The following is a 17,183-nucleotide window of genomic DNA, read 5'->3' as shown; positions in this document are numbered from 1 at the left end:
CTCGACCGCCCGATCGACAAAACAAGAGTCGCGCGGACGGTCACTTCTGTCTGCGCGGGAGTGACCGTACGGACAGGCTTTTCACGTCAAGGACGCGCCACGTCGAACAGTCCTTCGCGAACGGGCGAAAAGACATCGAGGTCCGCTTGGTAGCGGGATTGACCTTCGACTGCCAGTTCGACCAGCACGCGCCCGAACAACGGAGCGTATTTGAATGCGCGCCCAGACTCCATGACGCACATTGAAGCGCGTGGATAGAACGCGTCGGTGGACGGTTCCGTCGGGATCCGGCCGATGACGAGCTTGCCGTCCGGACTCATGGAATAGAGGCATGTGCCGGCGTGATGGTAGCGGCCGGCATCGATGACACCGGGATCGATGAGCCGGCCGAGATGACCGGTGAGCTCATCCAGCAGGCGCTCGTTCACGCCAGGCCGGATTGCCGCGGGCGAGTCGAAGACATCGTAGGTGTAGTCCGCGCTCATCTTCACCATGTTGCTCATGGTCGGCGAGAAATCCAGCGGCGGGAAGCCGTAGAACGTGCCATGGTCGCTCGCATCGATGTTCCCGAACTCAAACCAGATCGGTACCTCGGGACTGCGTTTCTTGAGTTCCCAGTACGCGTAGTTCATCTGCCAGATCTTCCAGCGCGGCGTTTGCTGCAGGCCGAAGCTCTTCAGCACTGAGTCGGTCCATACGCCCGGACACGCTATCAGATGTTGTCCGTGGACCGAGAGCGACTCGCCGTCGCTCTCGGTGTGCAGCATGTAGCTGCGGCCCGCGGCCGCCGGATGATGTTCGATGCCGACCACGGCATGCTTGTCCAGCACGTGCAGACGGCCTGTCTGCTTCGCCGCCAGAAAGAACGCCTTCGCGGCCGCTTGGGCATTGATAGAGGCGCTCGCGGCCTGGACAAGCCCCGCATAATCGTCAGGCAGGGCCGCCCGATTGAATACCGGGAACCGCCGGCGGATCGCATCGGGAGAGTCCAAGTACACGTACGGCATTCCCATGCCGTCCATGGTCGCCCGGACCTGCATGATGTTGCCTTCGGTCGTCATCGGCGCATCCCGATGTCCAAAGAAAATGAGATCGTTCACCGCAAGCAGTTGCGCGCCCGTTGCGTGCTGGAGTTCCATCCAGAGGGCGAGCGACGTTTCGGCCAGACGCGTTTCCGACTTGTTGTCCTGCATCAGGCGGAACATCCGCTCGATGCCCTTGGAGCTATTGACGTCATTGCGGACACCGAACTGATCGATGATCAGCGTATTCAGGCCCTTGGCCGTCGCATAGTAGGCGCTTGCGAGACCGAGAATGCCTCCGCCTACGACCAGCACGTCGAAATTCGAACCGGATTTGATGGGATGCATCAGTATTCTCCTGATAGCTAGAGCTTGCGTGATGGTGATGATTCATTGATGCGACCGGCAGCGCAGCGGGTCTTAAGTGCGCTCGGTCCGGGGCTGCGCCGCGCTCAGGCTGACCCAGTACCCGGGTTGATAGGGAACCGGCAGAAACCGCTCGTGCAGCTCGCGAAACGTGGCTTCGGGATCCAGGTCCGCAAAGGGCTCCGGGTGCAGCCATTTGGCGAGGCGCTGCAGCGCGATGAAGTAATACGGGTTGTCGTAGAACGGATGCCAGATCGCATGCACGCGCCCACTTCTGACTGCGCGCAAGGCCCGGTACCCGGGCCTTGCCATCAGTCGTTGAAGACGGGCCTGCCCTTCGGCGAGGCTGGCGCCCGGCCCGAGATTGACCCAATTGCCCGCCGGCGAATACAGTGACCAGTTGGCTCCTGTGACAATCACGACGTCCGGGTCGGATGCGATGACCTGCTCCGGATGCAGTATTCCAAAGTCCCCTTGCAGAAATCGGTCGCCGAGGTTGTCGCCGCCCGCAGCTCTGACCAATATGCCGAAGTTGCCATGGCCGTAGCTCAGGCAGCAGTCGTCATAGAGGCCGGCGGCACGCTCGAGCATGAGCAGCGGCCGCGATGCGACCTTTTGCAAGGTCTCCGTCACACGCCGTGTTTGCGTGTCGCGGAATGCCAGGAAACTGCTTGCGCGCGCCTGGCACCCCAGCAACTCGCCCATGATCTCCACGCTGCGCGTCGCGTTGGCAGACAGCGGCGTGCGGAAATCCAGGTAGATGACCGGAATGCCGACTCGCTCCAGATGCGATTCCAGCCCCGACGATTCGGCGGCCGAGCGTGCGCTCAGGTTCAGCAGCACCACGTCGGGCTCCAGCGAGATGAGCCGTTCTGCGCTCAGCGCGTCCGACGTCGCGCCCGGAAACGTGGGAATGTTGCCGATTTCAGGAAAGCGCCGCTGATACGCGCGATAGCCGTCGAGATCGGCGGCGCGGAAGTTCTCCCCCCAGCCGACCACGTCGTGGAACGGCGCGTTCGGACGCAGCAAGGGCAGGACATAGGCTAGCGCGCCGTCACCCAGCAACAGGCGGCGCGCCGGGCGACGCAGCGGTACGGCGCGGTCTGCGACGTCCTTGATCGCCGTCGCTTCGGCGGAGACGGCCCGCGCCGAAGGCAGGGATGCCAGCCACGCCGTGGCGAGCATACCGTGCAGCAGCGCGCGGCGCGACAGGGAAATGTCAGTCAAATTTTCATCTCGCGACGAATGGGCCGCGTCCGGGCGCAGCCGCTCGATTGCACGGCTGTACGGCAGGGCTGCGCCGGACGCGGCGCTTTCTCTCGGTGCCGCTTGCAGCGAACGCGGACCAGGCAGGCTCCTATCGCCTGGACGCGGGCGCCAAGGCTAGTGGGCGTGCGAAAGCAGCGTGGGAATGTTGCAACCCAGCAGATGCGAGCGCTTGAGCAACTCTTCCGTCTTGGCGCCGATCAGCGCCCCGGTGTATTCGTTTGCTTGATTTTGCGTCATGATGCGGAAGACATCCGGGAACGACCGTTCGACGCTGTCGCAGATCACAGCGCCGGCATTGCTGACGTAATCGGGGAGATACCCGATGCCCCTGCCGATCAGCTTCGCTTCCGCTTCCGGGCTCTCGAACGGGGAGTTCGAACTGCTGACCACCCAGCGAGTGCGAATGCGATCGACGGTCTTCATGTCGAGAATCCCGGAGAGGGAGGCGACGCATAGTACGTCGGATGCGCATGGCCAGAACTCGTCCTCGCTCAGCATACGCACGCCGGTAGGGATCTCCGGACTTGGCCGAACGTCGAATCCGACCACGTCGTAGTCGCGTTCGAGGCATTGCCGGGCCACCTCCCGGCCCACCTTGCCCATGCCGTGAATTGCCACCAGCGGCGTGTCGGTGCTCCGGTGCGTGAACTGCAGCACGGCCAGCAACGCACTCCAGACTCCGTAGCCCGTGGCGATCGAGGTATTGATCTGGGGGTTGTCCATGGCGTCCAGAATCCACTGCGTTGACTTCCGGAGATAGGCCATGTGGGTACTGCTGGTGTTGATGTCGCATCCGGTGTACATCGAGCCGGCATACCGGTTGAGCGTCTCGCCGATTGCGTCGAACACGTGCTGCGCGTCGTCGGGCGCGGCGTTGCTGTTGACGACGATCTTTCCGCCGCTGAAGCCCGTGCGGTAGAGGCCGTGCTTCAGGTCCATCGCATGGGCCAGCATGACTGCCTCGTCCTTCTGCTTGCTCAGCGAGTCATATCGATGCCAGCGGATTCCGCCGTTGCTCGGCAGCGCGTGCCGGCGCGGCGAGCATGCGATGGTGAAGGAACTCTGGTCGTCCACGACGATGGTTTCGACTTCGTATTTGCCGTAGCGGGGATGATTGATGATGGCCATAGTCAAGCGTACTTTTTTCCTTAACGATGTGTGCGAATAGCTTTGGCGGCACCCGCTTCCACTAGGCAGGCGCGTAAGCCTGTTGGTGTCGGGGCGCGCATGAAGTTCGGCACGCTCACCATGACCCCGAGCTCGGAGTCGGCAAGTGCGACCAGTTTGATGACCGACAGCGAATCGCCGCCATCGTCGCTGAACTGCCGATGCGGGTCCGACGGTGCCACTCCGGTGGCTTTCTCCCAAAGGGCTGCGGCTGCGGCGTCGAGCGTTTCATACTCGCGCGACGCCGGACGGCGGACGGGCGCCTCGGGCGGCGGGCTTCCGGCCGCATCCGTATCCGCGGCGATGCCATGACGTGTCCTGTCGAACGGATAGTGAGGCAAGGGCGCGGCCGTGCCGGCGTTGTCCCATGACGGGCGCCAGTCCAGGTCCACGCCTGCCGTCCATAGTTTTTGCAGCGCCCCGTGCCAGATTTCGTGTTCTTGGGATTCGTCGCGTTCGGCGCGCATCGTGCGGACGGCGATGTCTTTCTCGCGCAACGCCATCGTCAGTGCGGTCAGCGTGGTGCCGGGCCCGACCTCGACGAATACCGTTCCTTCCCGGACCGGTATCGACTGGATCGCGTCCATGAACCGCACTGGCTCGCGGGCGTGCCGAGCCCAATAGTCCCGGTCCAACTGCGCCATTGATGCAAGTTCGGAACCCAGCAAGGTCGAATGGAACCGGATCCCGGCAGCGTCCGTCGATGGGGCCGGCGCCGCCAGTGCCAGTTCGGCCAGAGCAGGGTCCATCATCGAAGAGTGGAACGCGTGGGATACCGACAACGCGCGGCAGCGAATCCCGCGCGCTGACAACGATGCCTGCACGCGTTGAATCGCCGCCACCGTGCCAGAGAGCACGCACGATTCCTTGCCATTGACGGCGGCGAGCGATACATCCTCCGCAAGCCAGTCCTGGCAGGCTTCCTCGCTCATGGATACCGCCAGCATCGAGCCCGGAGGCAGGGCGGATATCAACCGGCCTCGGCGGGCAGCGAACAGGAGCGCTTGTTCGTCAGTCAATACGCCTGCTATGCACGCTCCCGCGATTTCTCCGAGGCTATGCCCGACGACTGCGTCGGGCACGATGCCATGCTGCATGAGAAAACGCGCCATCGCGATCTGGACGGCCACCAGAGCCGGCTGAGCCGTCGCGGTGTCGGTGAGTCCGGCGCCGCCGCTGCCATGCAGCAGGAGGGAGACGTCGACGTTTGCGCTGTCGCGAAGCAGGCTGACTAGTTCACGCAGAACGGTGGCGAAGCGGGCATTGGACTGCGCGAGGCCCGTCGCCATGCCGAGGAACTGGCTGCCTTGACCGGGGAACTGGAACACGACATGTGGCGCGCGGCGCCCGCTGTCGCGCACCTCTTCGCCCACGTGAAGCATTCCGTCCTTGCCGGCCAGCAAGGTCGCGCGGTATCTGAGCGGCCGCCGCGTCGTTTGGGCGCTCCACGCCAGCGTATCGATCGGCAATGCCGAGAGATCCGAGCGGTAGGTCTGAATCAGTCGATGGCACGCGGCCTCGCTTTGCCCGGACACCGGAACGGCCGACGGGTAGATAGCCGGAGCCGGAGGCCGCTCGTCGGCGTCCAGGGGCGGACGGGCGAGCAAGACGTGCGTATTGGTTCCCCCGATGCCGAATGCGCTGACGCCAATCGCGGTTCGCGGGTCCGTCGACTCCCAACGCTCGGCGTACGTTGGAAAGTAGAACGGGCTGCCATCCAGCGCGATGGACGGGTTGACCTCGTCGATATGAATCTGCGGTGCTATCCAGCCGTGCTGAATCTGAAGCACGGCCTTGATCAGGCCAGCCATCCCGGCGCACGTTTCAAGGTGCCCGACGTTTGCCTTGACGGCGCCCAACGCACAATGGCGGGGGGCGACGTCGCCGGTCGCGAACAATTCGTTCAGCGCGTCGAACTCGATCGGATCGCCGGCAATCGTGCCGGTGCCGTGCGCTTCCATAGCCCGCATGGCCGATGGCGCGAGGTTGGCATCCTTCATGGCCTGGCTGATCAGCCGGCGTTGCCCGTCGACACTGGTGGTGGTGAAACTCACCTTGCGAGCTCCGTCGTTGTTTACGGCGCAGCCTTTGATCACCGCCAGCACACGATCGCCATCGACCAGCGCCAACCGCAGCGGCTTCAGCACGACGACAGCCACGCCACTGCCGAACACCGTGCCGCTCGCGTTGCTGGAGAACGGCATGCAATGGCCATTGCGGGAGTAGACCATGCCCTGCTGGGCCTGGTACGGAACCCGCTGGGGAAAGCGAACTGTACATGCGCCGGCCAGCGCGGTGCGGCAACGGCCCGTCCGCAGCGCCTCCACGGCCTCGGCGACGGCGACGAGGGACGTGGCGCAGGCGGCCTGCACGCCGAGCACCGGCCCCTCGATGCCCAGATGCCACGCTGTGCGGCTGACCAGATAGTCCTTGTCGTTGGTGATCTGCAGCTCGAAAGCGGACGGCTGGAATTTCTCCATCAGTTCCGATCGCTGCAGGTGCGCTAGATACGCCGAACTGCTCCCCCCCGCGAACAGGCCGGTATCCGGCAAGCGCCCGGGGCGAATTCCGCTTTGCTCCAGCGCGTGCCACGCACATTCGAGAAACAGGCGGTGCTGAGGGTCCATCAATGCGGCATCCCGATGGCCGATCCCAAAGAAGGCGGCATCGAATGCCAGCACGTCGCCCGTCAGCGGCGCGGCGAATGGGAGGGTTTGCCGGTCGCTCGGCGCATCGCCGAGTTCCATCACCGATTCGACGCCGTTGACGAGGTTGTGCCAATACTCGTCGGGATCGCTTGCACCTGGGAACCGGCAAGCCATGCCGATTACGGCGATGTCCCGATCAGAGGGCTGGATGTGCATGGAATCCCCGATTCAGTCGGCCACGTATCCGCGACGGATGCGTTGTTGCAGGGCGGCGTCGGCGGCGTTGATGGGAATCAGCAGCACAAAGGACCGATAGCGCAGGCGAGGGACTTCCTGATACAACTGCCGGACTCCGAACATGCCGGCCACCTCGCCGCTGACGCCGGTGGCAAACAGCGATTGCCACCGGCCTTGCCAGATCGCGGACGAATTCCAGATGCCCGCGGTCTCGATCCTGCCGAACTTCGTCTCCGCCGTTTCCCGATAGTAGGAAACGACGTCATCGTCCAGGCGCGAGATCTTCCAGCCTTCGCCGCAGATGGTTCCCAGTTCATCGCCGTCGTCGCCGACCCACCGGTCGTTGTGCGAGTTGACGTCGCCCACGCTGGGCCGGTCGTCGGCCTGGGCCTTGAATTTGATTTCGCACAGTTCGACCGCCGGAATGATGACCATGTGGTCATGGCCGATCCGCTCGGCTACGGCTTGCCGCGCCGTTTCGATTCCGTCGGGCTGGCCCAGTTGCGCTCTTGCCAGATTGGCGAGAGCGACGAGGCTGGACATCATGTCGAGTTCAGGCATTTGCTCACGCATTGGCATAGTCGGGGTTCCCGATAGGGTTCTTGTCACTTTCCATCAACTGGCGGCCGCGCTCGCGGTCGGCGTCGCTGCCGGCATCGGCGAATACGGTCACGACGGTGGCGTTGCGTCCGAGTTCGGCGGCGACGTTGCACGCGACGATCCAGTTGGCGGCGGCCGAGCCTCCGATCGGGATGCCCGTTTCCTCGAGGAAACGGTACATCGCCTTGAGCGACTCGGCATGCGTGACCGTCTGGAATGGCACGGCGAAAGGAATCAGCGAAACGAACGGCTGGCGGAATCCGTAGCCCAAGCCGCCGGCGCCGGCGAAGCGGGCGCTGCCATTTGGCGGCGCCATGGTGCCGAAGGGCATTTCGTCGGGCGTACACCCGACCACGCGCACATCGGGATTCTGCTGCGCCAGCGCCGCGTAGACACCGGCGAGCGTGCCGCCGGTGCCGACGGCTGCGACCCAGGCATCGGCGCGGCGGCCGTCGAGCTGGCGGCAAATCTCCGTGCCGGTGTGGTGCTGGTGCACCGCCGTGTTCACCAGATTCAAGTGTTGAGACAGCAGCGTCCAGCCCGGTTCTTCGCGAGCGATCTGCTGGCTCCGGGCGATGATGCCGAGCAGAAAGTGGCTGCGATCCACCTTCGTGACGATTGCTTTGTTGTCGTTCAGCGATTGCAGCAGCTCGTCCGAAGCAGAATCCGGAATCACCACGTGTACCGGCAGTCCGCACAGATTGCCCAGGTGAGCCAGGGCTTTGGCCATGTTGCCGCCTGAGGAATCGAGCAGCTTCAGCGGGCCGCTGCTGAAGTCGTGGGCGTTGATCGCGTCGCAGAAGAGGCCGAACGCCACGCGATCTTTGATGGAGCCGGACGGATTCTTGGACTCCAGCTTGGCGTACACGCGAGCGCCGTTCGTCGGCCCCGGGACCTCTACCAGCGGGGTATTGCCTAGCGAATCGCGATAGGCCTTCAGTTGAGGGAACAGCTCCAGCGCTTTTCCGAATGCGGGGGCTGCTGGCTGAGCATTGAACAGTTCAAAATCCAAGATGAGTCTCCCACTGCGCATTTGAGTTGAGTGTTTATGAGGCGAGTGCCGAACGATGGGACCTCAGGAGGGCGTCCACCACGGCCGGTACCTGGTCACGAAGATAGAAGTGGCCTCCGGGAAATACCTCTGGTGTCAGGTGTTGCGATAGGAATGCAGACCATTCGGCGAGCTTGGGTCGGTCGACCAGGGGGTCTTCATCGCCGCCGAATATGCGGGTTGCCGGCAATTCGCCGACGGGTAGCGGCGCCAGCCTTTGCAACAGCGCGAGATCCTGGCGAATGAAGGAAACCAGCAGGCGTTGAGCGTCTTCCCCGATCCGGCTCAACCCCTCCACTTCGCCGAGCCCCAGCGCTTGTTGAGCGAGGCGATCGATGTCCTGCTCCGTTCGAAGCTCGGTCTGCAGGGCGGCCGGCGTCATCTGCGATGACAGGACGAGCTGTTCGATTCGAAATCGCAACGGTGCCAGGGCCTGGGCGACATGCAGGGCCAGCAGCGCGCCCATGCTGTGGCCGAAGACGGTGATGGGCGCGACGCCCAGAAGATTGGCCAGCCCTCGCGTACAACGACGGACCGCAGCGACGGGATCGTCCCAGGCAGAGGCGGTGCCTGCGCCAAGTTGTGGATACTGCAGGACGATCAGCGCGACATCCGCCGGCAGGTGGTCGCGCCATGGGCGGTAGAATTCCGTACTGCTGCCGGCATGCGGAAAGATCACCAGTTGGTGCCGCACCGGCGCTGCGCCCGCAAGGCTGAATCTCACGGCTCCTTCGGCTTGGGTTTGCAGGTGTCTCATAGCAGTGCCGCCTTTGATGCCTGTCCGGCACCTTCGGCATCGTCGCGAACCCTTGCCCGGAGCAATGCGCGATCGATCTTCCCAATGCCCTTGCGGGGTATCTCGTCGACCAGAACGAGTTTCTCCGGCAGCTTGAACGACGCGACGCCAGCCGTCTCCAAATACTGGCGGATATCCGACAGCAACAACGGTTCGCCTTCATGCGCGACGGCGAACAGGCAGGCCACTTCGCCGAAGCGCGGGTCGGCCATGCCGACACAGGCGGCGTCCTTGAGCCGGGCGTGCCCCTTGCTCAATTCTTCGAGTTCCTCGGGGCTGAATTTCTCGCCGCCGCGGTTGATGGAGTCGGTCACGCGCCCGTCGATATAGACGTTGCCATCGGCATCGAGATGGGCTAGGTCGCCGGTGCGGTAGTACCCGTCCGGTGTAAAGGCGCGGGAAGAGGCTAGCGGGTCGTTGTAATAGGTCTTGATCGTGTACGGACCGCGGGTGATCAGTTCGCCGGATGCGCCGCAGGGCACTGGCGTACCGCTTTCATCGACGATCAGCACCTGGTCCTGCTCGGACAGCGGACGCCCCTGTGAATGGAAGCGGACTGCATCGGTGTCGGTACTGCGGGTGAAGCAAAGCAGCCCCTCGCTCATTCCGTAGCACTGCTGAATGCGGATGCCCAATTTCGATTCGGCGCGAGCGGCGAGGTCCGGGGACAGGCGCGACCCGCCCACCTGGACGTGTTGCAATGTGCCGGGTCTGGCGGGCAGGTCATCGCTTTGCTCGAGCCATTGCGTCAGCAATGCCGGAACGAGCGTGGTGTGAGTTACCCCGTGTGCGCTGATGAGCTCCAGGGCCGTTTGAACCGACGTATCGGATGCCAGGACGACGGTTCCGCCGCAGATCAGGGTGCCGAGCATGCCGGGACAGTTGATGACAAAGCCGTGCGAGATCGGCATGGCCGCGAGGTAGACGGACTGGCGGCTGAGCTCAAATACCCGACAGGCTTTCGCGATCATGTAGCTGTAGCCGCCGTTCAGTCTCGCGATGGCTTTCGGCAAGCCCGTCGTGCCGCTGGATAGCAGCATCATCGCCGTATCCTCGGCAAGCATTTCGGCAGCGGCGCATTCGCTGAACGCGGTCGCGTCGGCGGGCGCGGAGCAGAAGAGGCCAAGGTCGCGCCAGCCCGCATGTTCATCACCCGGCGAACCGTCGAGCAGCCGAAGCGCGACATCAAGGTTCTCGTCGCGGAGAAAGTCGGTCACGACGCGCGCCGCGCTGAAGCGCCGATTGCCTTTGGTCAACGCAATGACGCGGGGACGCGTCGCCTTGAGTACGTGTCGAAGTTCCCGTTCCCGGTATGCGGGGAGCATGGGAACGGGGACGGCTCCCGTCATCAGTGCCGCAAGCATCAACACGACGGCATCGGCGCAATTGGGCAACTGGAACGCGACGCGGTCGCCTTTGCCGATCTCTGCAGTGCGAAGCCGTGCCGCGGTAGCGGCGACCTGCACCATCAACTGCCGGTATGAGATCACAGTGCCGGCGGCAACCAGTGCGGGAGCGTCTTCGCCGGTTTGCAGGGCGGCCGCCAGCCGCTGGTTCAGGAGGGCAGGGTGGCCGTTCATCAAGCGCCTCTCGCCGCGTCGCTCGCGGCAACGGCAGACGGCCGGGCAAGTGCAGGTGCCGAGTCGATCAGTTGCTCCAACTCCTGCAGCGAGTGATCGTGGGTCCCCCAAAGCGAAAAGCCGACGCACCCCAACTGCTCCAGCATCCGTTGCAGCTTGAACGTTTCCGCCGAGCTCAACCCGAGGTCTGCTCGCAGTTGCCAGTCACTCGCCGCTGTTCGAAGTAGTTCGGGCTGCAGCCCTATTTCGGTCAGTAGGCCGATGATCCGTCCAGATGTCATTCCCCACCTCTGTGTTTGGTTCATGAGTGAGAATTATTAACATATGACCGTCGGTCGGTCAATTGCAATTGAGACTCAAATTATTGCTCGCGGCGTAGTGCATCATTGCTTGACTTGCAAATGAAAATGGTTATTATTAACTGCGACCGTCGGTCGGTCAATGGCTCTTTGAGCCGCTTCCTTCCCGTTACGGTTATCCGGATGGCAAGTACACCCGTTCCCGGCGCGCGCCTGTCAGAAGATCTTTCGTCAAGGCCGTCGGTTGCAGCGGTGCGCATGCGCTCTCAACCCGGCGCCCATTGCGAACGACCCTTTGACTCGAGACAGCACTGACAAACATGCAACGCCATTTTCAAACCAGGCCCCGCCGACCGGATGGAGGGGCTCGGGCCCGCTACACGTCTTCGCACCGCCGTTTCGCGCTCTCGCTGATGCTGGCAACTTGCGCTGGCGTTTCCGGCGCGTGGGCGCGGGAGGCCGCAGGAAGCAATCCATCGACTACCCGTATTCAAGAGGAGGATTCCTCTGCACTGCAGACCATTACTGTCACCGGCCGGCAGCCCGGCGCAGACAATGGGCCGGAGCGAGGCTATGTGGCCGAGGCCGCCACTGTGGGGACCAAGGTGCGTACATCCGTGCTGGAAACACCGCAGTCGGTCTCCGTGGTCACCCGCCGGCAGATGGAGGCGCAACAGCCGACCACCACGAGCCAGGCGCTGCGCTATGCCGCCGGCGTCAATAGCGAAAGCTACGGCGGCTTTGGAACGCAACTGGACCTCACGCGCATCCGTGGCATCGATGCGGACTACTACCTGGACGGGCTGCGCGTGATCAGCAATACGTCGACCTGGACGCCGCAGATCGATCCGTACACGCTGGAGCGTGTGGAAGTGCTGCGCGGGCCGTCATCCGCGCTGTATGGACAGGGGAGCGGCGGTGGCGTGATCAATCAGGTCAGCCGACGGCCGCAGCGTGAATCCGCGCACGAAATCATGATGCAAGCGGGCAGCTTCAGACACCTGCAGATTGGTGTCGACAGCACGGGCCCCCTGAACGCCAACGGCACGTTCTTGTACCGCTTCATCGCGACGGGCCTGGATGAGCACGGGCAGGTGGAAGACGTGCACCACAAGCGCATCTACTTCGCACCTGCGCTGACCTGGCGCCCCGATGACCGGTTTTCGTGGACGATCCTGGCGACGCATTCGTGGGAGCCGGACATACCGAATTACAACAGCGTGCCTGCGGCCGCGCTTGGGCTGAACGGCAGCCGGTATCCGGGGGTGATGCGGAATCGCAACTATACCGACATGGACTTCGAAGGGTCGTCACGCAAGCAGGACTCGGTCAGTTCACTGCTTACGTATCGGCTTGGCAACGGCTGGGCGTTCAACAGCAACATGCGCTACATGTACATCAACTCGGACATTCGGCGCACGTCGATCTACGGCTACCAGGACCGGGGCGGCCACCTCTGGTTGGAGGGCACCTATGGCCTCGCCCCGGCCAGCTCTCACACGTTTCAACTCGACAACAACCTGACCGGTGAGGTCTCTCTGGGAGCCACCACCCATCGGTTGCTCGTGGGGGGGGACTATGCGACGGGGCGGCTGCAAAGCGACTCGTATCGGATGGCTCCGGTACTGTTTGACCCGTACGACCCCGTGAACTATCGGCCCCACGCGACACCGGATTTCACCGACAGTCGCGTCAACTGGCCATACAACGTGCGCCAGGATTTCCAGCGCGTGGGCGTATACGCACAGGATCAAATTGTCTACGGACGCTGGCGGCTGACGCTCAGCGGCCGCTACGACCGCTCCCGCACCGACGACACCTCGCGGAGCTACTCGCCCGTCTGGACGTCCCACCGGCAAGAAGACAGTAAGTGGACGGGACGTGTCGGGCTCGGCTACGTCTTCGACAGTGGCCTTGCGCCTTACGTCAGCTACGCCACTTCATTTGATCCGCAACTGGGTGCCGATTTCAAGGGACGCGCTTTCGTTCCGATGGAGGCGAGGCAAACGGAAGTGGGGGTGAAGTACCAGTCTCCAGGCGGCACCACCATGCTGGCCGTCGCGCTATTCCAGACCAACCAGACCAACGTGAAGTCGAGCGACGTACTGCACCTGGGTTACTGGACGCAGGCCGGCGAGTTGCGTTCGCGCGGGCTGGACATGCAGGCGGTTACCAGGCTGACGCGCGACCTGAATCTTATCGCCAGCTACACCTACCTGGACAGCAGCCTGGTCAGCGATTCGCTCTACCGAGGCAAATTACCCGCCGGAACACCGCGCCACTCTGCCAGTGCCTGGCTGGACTACAGTTTCAGGGGCGCGCTCGCCGGGCTGCGCCTAGGTGGCGGCGTGCGGTATCTTGGTTCGACCTGGGGCAACCCGCGCAACACGTTCAAGGTGTCGTCGGCAACGCTGGTTGATCTGGCTGCCAGCTACGATCTTGGATACCTCATCGGACATGATGCGACGCTCTCGCTCAACGTGAGCAATCTCACCAACAAGTCCTACGTGGCCAGTTGTACCTCGGAGATGTACTGCTTCATCGGTCAGGACCGGGTGATCAACGCAACGCTCTCCTATCGGTGGTGACATGGCGCGCATTCAAGTAGCAGTTGCCAAGCCTGAGGGCAGGCAGTCGTCGTCCTGGTCGGCGAGTCGGGCGCATGCGGGTAAGCATGCCCAAGGGGCTCAACAATCCGGCATGTGGCAGTTGTACGCCGGCTCAGTGCAGCGACGCCTGCTGTGGCTTGCCATGCTGGGCCTGCTGGCGCTGCTGTGCAGCTTTGCCGATCTGTCGGTAGGGCCAGCGCATTACCCGATGAACCAGGTGTTCTCCTCGCTCTGGAGCCCGCATGCCCCCCAGGTAGTACGGGTGGTGCTGCATGACATCCGCATTCCGGCGGCGCTGACCGCCCTGGTGGTGGGCGCCAGCTTGTCCGTTGCCGGTGTGGAGATGCAGACCGTGCTGAACAATCCTCTGGCGAGCCCATTCACACTCGGGGTGTCAGCCGCGGCCAGCTTCGGTGCCGCACTCGGCCTGGTGCTGGGCGTCAGCGTCCTTCCCGCCGCACTGGTTCCGTACATCATTCCGGTCAATGCCTTTGTGATGGCCATGGGCGCGGTTCTGCTCATCGACCGCGTGACACGATGGCGGGGCATGAGCAGTGAGTTGATCGTCCTCTTGGGGACCACGCTGGTCTTTGCGTTCACGGCGTTGCTTCAGGGGCTGCAATATATGGCCCCGGACCAGGCTCTGGCCGCTGTGGTGTTCTGGAGCATGGGAAGCCTGACCCGTACCAATGGCATCCGGCTGGCCATCATGGCGGGCGCCTTGCTGCTGGTACTCGTCGCGTTCATGCGCGATGCGTGGGCCTTGACGGCGCTGCGCCTGGGGGACGCCCGTGCCGGCGCGCTGGGCGTCCCGGTCGCGAAACTCCGGTTGCGGATCATCGTGCTGAGCAGCCTCCTGGCGTCCGTCTGCGTTTCCTTCGTCGGTGCTATCGGCTTCGTTGGGCTGATCGGGCCTCATATCGCGCGCATGCTGGTCGGAGAGGATCAGCGGTTCCTGCTGCCGGCCGCGGCGCTGTGCGGGGCGACGTTGCTGTCGGCGGCTTCGGTGGCAAGCAAGGTGGTTCTTGCGGGGCAGACGTTGCCGATCGGCATCGTCACCTCGCTGGTCGGCGTGCCATTGTTTTTTGTACTGATCGTGCGCAAAGGGATGCGTTGATGGAACTGCTGCGCATCGAAAACGTTGGCGCCACGCTTGATGGGCGGAGGGTGCTTGACCGGGTGGACATCGGCCCCTTGCCACCCGGCAGCCTGACCGCGCTGCTCGGCGCCAATGCCGCCGGAAAATCCACTTTGCTGCGGCGAATCGCCGGGGATCTCGACGGACCGGGCTTGATCCAGGTCGACAGTCGTCCCGTCAAGTTCTGGCCGTCTCAGCATTCCAATCGCCCGGCGTTCGTGCCGCAGGACATTTTTGCTGGCGCTGCGTTGCGCGTGCTTGAAGCCATGCTGCTCGCGTGCAAGCAGCAGGGTGGCTGGCGCATCGCCGCGGATGAACTGGATGCTGTGGCCGTGCTTCTGCGACAGCTGCGGATCGAAGGTATCGCGCAATGCGAACTGCAAACGCTCAGCGGCGGCCAGCGTCAGTTGGTTTCGATTGCGCAAGCGCTGATTCGGAACCCTCGCATTCTGCTGCTGGACGAACCCACCAGCGCGCTCGATTTGCAGCGGCAGTTCGAACTGTTGGCGCAGTTGCAGTGGCTGACTCGTGAGCGCGGGTTGTGTGTGCTGATGGCCAGTCACGACCTCAACCACACGCTGCGGTTTGCCGACTACGTCGCCGTGCTGCACGAGGGCCGTGTCCTGGCGTTCGGTGTCCCCGGGGAAGTCATCACGCCTTCGCTTCTCGCGCAGGTCTACGGCGTGCGTGCGCGGGTCGAGCACTGCTCTCAAGGTCACCTGCACGTGATTGTCGATGGACAGCACGTCGAACCTGCAGTTGCTTTCCCTTCGCCTGTCCTAGAGAGGACCCTGACATGACAACCGTCGACCCTATCCTGATACTCGCGCAGAGTGCCTTCTCGACCGATGTCGAGCAAATCCCGCAAGACGTGATGGCGTTCCAGCGCCTGCGTCTCCTGGATCATCTGGCATGCCTGGCAGCCGGTTACGATGCGGCTGGCGTGCAGCAGGCCATTGAATTCGCGCAACGCTACAGTGGCTGCTCGGAGGCAACCGTACTTGGCTCGGACCTGCGGCTGGCTGCCGGTCAAGCTGCGTTCGTCAATGCGGTGCGCGCCCGCGCGTTGGACTACTGCGACGTCGTTTCTCCCGGCTGGCACCCGAGCTCGTCGGACCTGCCGGTTGCGTTGGCGATAGCGGAGATGACCGGGGCCAGCGGGCGCGAGATGCTGGCCGCGATGGCAATCGGTCAGGACATCGGCCAACGGATCAATCTCGCCGCGCAGAGCAATGGCTTTTTCTACCGGGGTTTCGACTCCAATGTGTTGGGCCTGTTTTCGGGGGCGATCATCGCAGCGCGACTGCTTCGCCTGCCTTCGGAGCGCTATGTCGACGCCATCGGACTCGCGTTCGATTACGGCGTCGGCACATTCCAGCACTATCAGGATAAGGTGATGTCGGTGCGCTTCGGACAGGGGCTGATCGCGCGCCATGCCATCGAGGCGGCCATTCTGGCACAGGCGGGCGTGACCGGGCCGCGCCGGATATTGGCTGGCGAAAACGGGTTCTTCAATCTCTATGCCCCTGGCGAGCCGGATCTGTCCATTCTCACGGCGGACCTGGGAGTACGGTTCCTGGGACGAGCGGAGACATGCTTCAAGGCATACCCCCACTGCAGCATTCTGCTCGCGTTGACCGACTCACTGCTGGCCGCCAAATCCGACATACTGGGACTGAGGCTCGACGCATGCGACATCCGCCTCGAAGTCTCGCCGACCATGCGCATGGTGTGCGGTGCTCACTACCAACCGTCGGATACGGCGCAAATCGATGCCCAATTTAGCGCGCAGTACGTCACGGCCAACGCTTTGCTGCGCGGAAGTGCCACGCCCAGTGAATTCCATGCAGATGCCGCACGCGAAACCATGGTGGTCGAGCTGGCGCAGCGCATCGAGCTGGTGGAAGTTCCGGAATTCGAGCGTTTCGATCAATGCCGCCTCAGTATCACGGAGCAGCAGGTAGAGTGCTTCTCGATCGACGCTGCCTATGGGAAGGGCTGGCCGGAAAACCCGCTGGGGATCGAAGAACTGCTCAACAAGTTCCGGGTCTGCTGCGGCCAGTCAGCATGCGCGGGATTCCACACGCATCATGAAGAAATCGCGGCGTTGGTCGATGACCTGGAGCGGGCTCCCAGCATCGACATGCTCGTCGGCATGATCGGCGGTAACGGCTGACGAGCCAGGGCTCCCCTGTTCCACCCACCAGGTGCAGCCACGCTGGCGACGCCTTGAGCGACTTGCTCACATTCCTCTGCCGGGCTGCAATGGCGTCGTCGATGACGCCGTGCATGCCCGAGTGGGCCGGCAGGGTCGTGATACGAGCACTGCCAGTGCTGCCACGTGCCGGCCTGTGTCCCACCCTCCTGCATCGCTTCCGGCAGATCCGGCATGGCGTTCGTT

The 17,183-nt window shown here is 63.4% G+C and carries 12 protein-coding genes; 4 read left to right on the top strand and 8 right to left on the bottom strand.

What is annotated here, in order from left to right:
* Positions 1-86: 86 nt before the first annotated feature.
* The 8 genes from WT16_RS21330 to WT16_RS21295 form a co-directional block, all read right to left on the bottom strand.
* Complete coding sequence (locus tag WT16_RS21330) at positions 87-1,370, bottom strand: FAD-dependent oxidoreductase (protein ID WP_082874954.1); 1,284 nt, start codon at positions 1,368-1,370, stop codon at positions 87-89.
* A gap of 72 nt (positions 1,371-1,442) precedes the next feature.
* Positions 1,443-2,615, bottom strand: a complete 1,173-nt coding sequence (locus tag WT16_RS21325; RefSeq protein ID WP_015603891.1) for an ABC transporter substrate-binding protein — start codon at positions 2,613-2,615, stop codon at positions 1,443-1,445.
* Positions 2,616-2,771: 156 nt separating this feature from the next.
* On the bottom strand, positions 2,772-3,785 hold the full coding sequence (locus tag WT16_RS21320) for a Glu/Leu/Phe/Val dehydrogenase dimerization domain-containing protein (RefSeq protein ID WP_006027802.1): 1,014 nt from the start codon (positions 3,783-3,785) through the stop codon (positions 2,772-2,774).
* A gap of 20 nt (positions 3,786-3,805) precedes the next feature.
* Entirely contained in the window at positions 3,806-6,688 is a 2,883-nt protein-coding gene (locus WT16_RS21315) for a type I polyketide synthase (protein WP_082874953.1), read from the bottom strand.
* A gap of 12 nt (positions 6,689-6,700) precedes the next feature.
* Positions 6,701-7,270 carry a hypothetical protein gene (locus WT16_RS21310; RefSeq protein ID WP_006027800.1) on the bottom strand — a complete coding sequence of 190 codons (570 nt, stop codon included), beginning with the start codon at positions 7,268-7,270 and terminating at the stop codon, positions 6,701-6,703.
* A 4-nt stretch (positions 7,271-7,274) separates the two neighbouring features.
* Positions 7,275-8,321, bottom strand: coding sequence for a pyridoxal-phosphate dependent enzyme (locus WT16_RS21305; protein WP_015602768.1), 1,047 nt, complete (start codon positions 8,319-8,321; stop codon positions 7,275-7,277).
* A 34-nt stretch (positions 8,322-8,355) separates the two neighbouring features.
* On the bottom strand, positions 8,356-9,117 hold the full coding sequence (locus WT16_RS21300) for an alpha/beta fold hydrolase (protein WP_063534155.1): 762 nt from the start codon (positions 9,115-9,117) through the stop codon (positions 8,356-8,358).
* Positions 9,114-10,736, bottom strand: coding sequence for an AMP-binding protein (locus WT16_RS21295; protein ID WP_063534154.1), 1,623 nt, complete (start codon positions 10,734-10,736; stop codon positions 9,114-9,116). Before WT16_RS21295 ends, WT16_RS21300 begins: the two co-directional genes overlap by 4 nt.
* A 619-nt stretch (positions 10,737-11,355) precedes the next feature.
* On the opposite strand from WT16_RS21295, the gene WT16_RS21285 reads away from it, so the two are divergent.
* From WT16_RS21285 to WT16_RS21270, 4 genes are all read left to right on the top strand, one after another.
* Complete coding sequence (locus WT16_RS21285; RefSeq protein ID WP_231892099.1) at positions 11,356-13,623, top strand: TonB-dependent siderophore receptor; 2,268 nt, start codon at positions 11,356-11,358, stop codon at positions 13,621-13,623.
* Between the two features lie 112 nt (positions 13,624-13,735).
* Positions 13,736-14,761, top strand: a complete 1,026-nt coding sequence (locus tag WT16_RS21280) for an iron ABC transporter permease (RefSeq protein WP_009916021.1) — start codon at positions 13,736-13,738, stop codon at positions 14,759-14,761.
* A complete protein-coding gene (locus WT16_RS21275) occupies positions 14,761-15,582 on the top strand; it encodes an ABC transporter ATP-binding protein (RefSeq protein ID WP_063534153.1) in 822 nt (273 codons plus the stop codon). The genes WT16_RS21280 and WT16_RS21275 overlap by 1 nt, the downstream gene beginning before the upstream one ends.
* Entirely contained in the window at positions 15,579-16,958 is a 1,380-nt protein-coding gene (locus WT16_RS21270) for an MmgE/PrpD family protein (protein WP_006027794.1), read from the top strand. Before WT16_RS21275 ends, WT16_RS21270 begins: the two co-directional genes overlap by 4 nt.
* The last annotated feature ends 225 nt before the right edge of the window (positions 16,959-17,183 follow it).

It is taken from the genome of Burkholderia sp. MSMB1589WGS (assembly GCF_001636105.1).
GTDB lineage: Bacteria > Pseudomonadota > Gammaproteobacteria > Burkholderiales > Burkholderiaceae > Burkholderia > Burkholderia humptydooensis.
This window is presented reverse-complemented; position numbering and strand designations above follow the sequence as displayed.

Coding starts and splice junctions, on each gene's coding strand:
- WT16_RS21330 (WP_082874954.1), bottom strand. CDS start 1,370: ATGCATCCCATCAAATCCGGTTCGAATTTCGACGTGCTGGTCGTAGGC.
- WT16_RS21320 (WP_006027802.1), bottom strand. CDS start 3,785: ATGGCCATCATCAATCATCCCCGCTACGGCAAATACGAAGTCGAAACC.
- WT16_RS21315 (WP_082874953.1), bottom strand. CDS start 6,688: ATGCACATCCAGCCCTCTGATCGGGACATCGCCGTAATCGGCATGGCT.
- WT16_RS21310 (WP_006027800.1), bottom strand. CDS start 7,270: ATGCCTGAACTCGACATGATGTCCAGCCTCGTCGCTCTCGCCAATCTG.
- WT16_RS21300 (WP_063534155.1), bottom strand. CDS start 9,117: ATGAGACACCTGCAAACCCAAGCCGAAGGAGCCGTGAGATTCAGCCTT.
- WT16_RS21295 (WP_063534154.1), bottom strand. CDS start 10,736: ATGAACGGCCACCCTGCCCTCCTGAACCAGCGGCTGGCGGCCGCCCTG.
- WT16_RS21285 (WP_231892099.1), top strand. CDS start 11,356: ATGCAACGCCATTTTCAAACCAGGCCCCGCCGACCGGATGGAGGGGCT.
- WT16_RS21280 (WP_009916021.1), top strand. CDS start 13,736: ATGTGGCAGTTGTACGCCGGCTCAGTGCAGCGACGCCTGCTGTGGCTT.
- WT16_RS21275 (WP_063534153.1), top strand. CDS start 14,761: ATGGAACTGCTGCGCATCGAAAACGTTGGCGCCACGCTTGATGGGCGG.
- WT16_RS21270 (WP_006027794.1), top strand. CDS start 15,579: ATGACAACCGTCGACCCTATCCTGATACTCGCGCAGAGTGCCTTCTCG.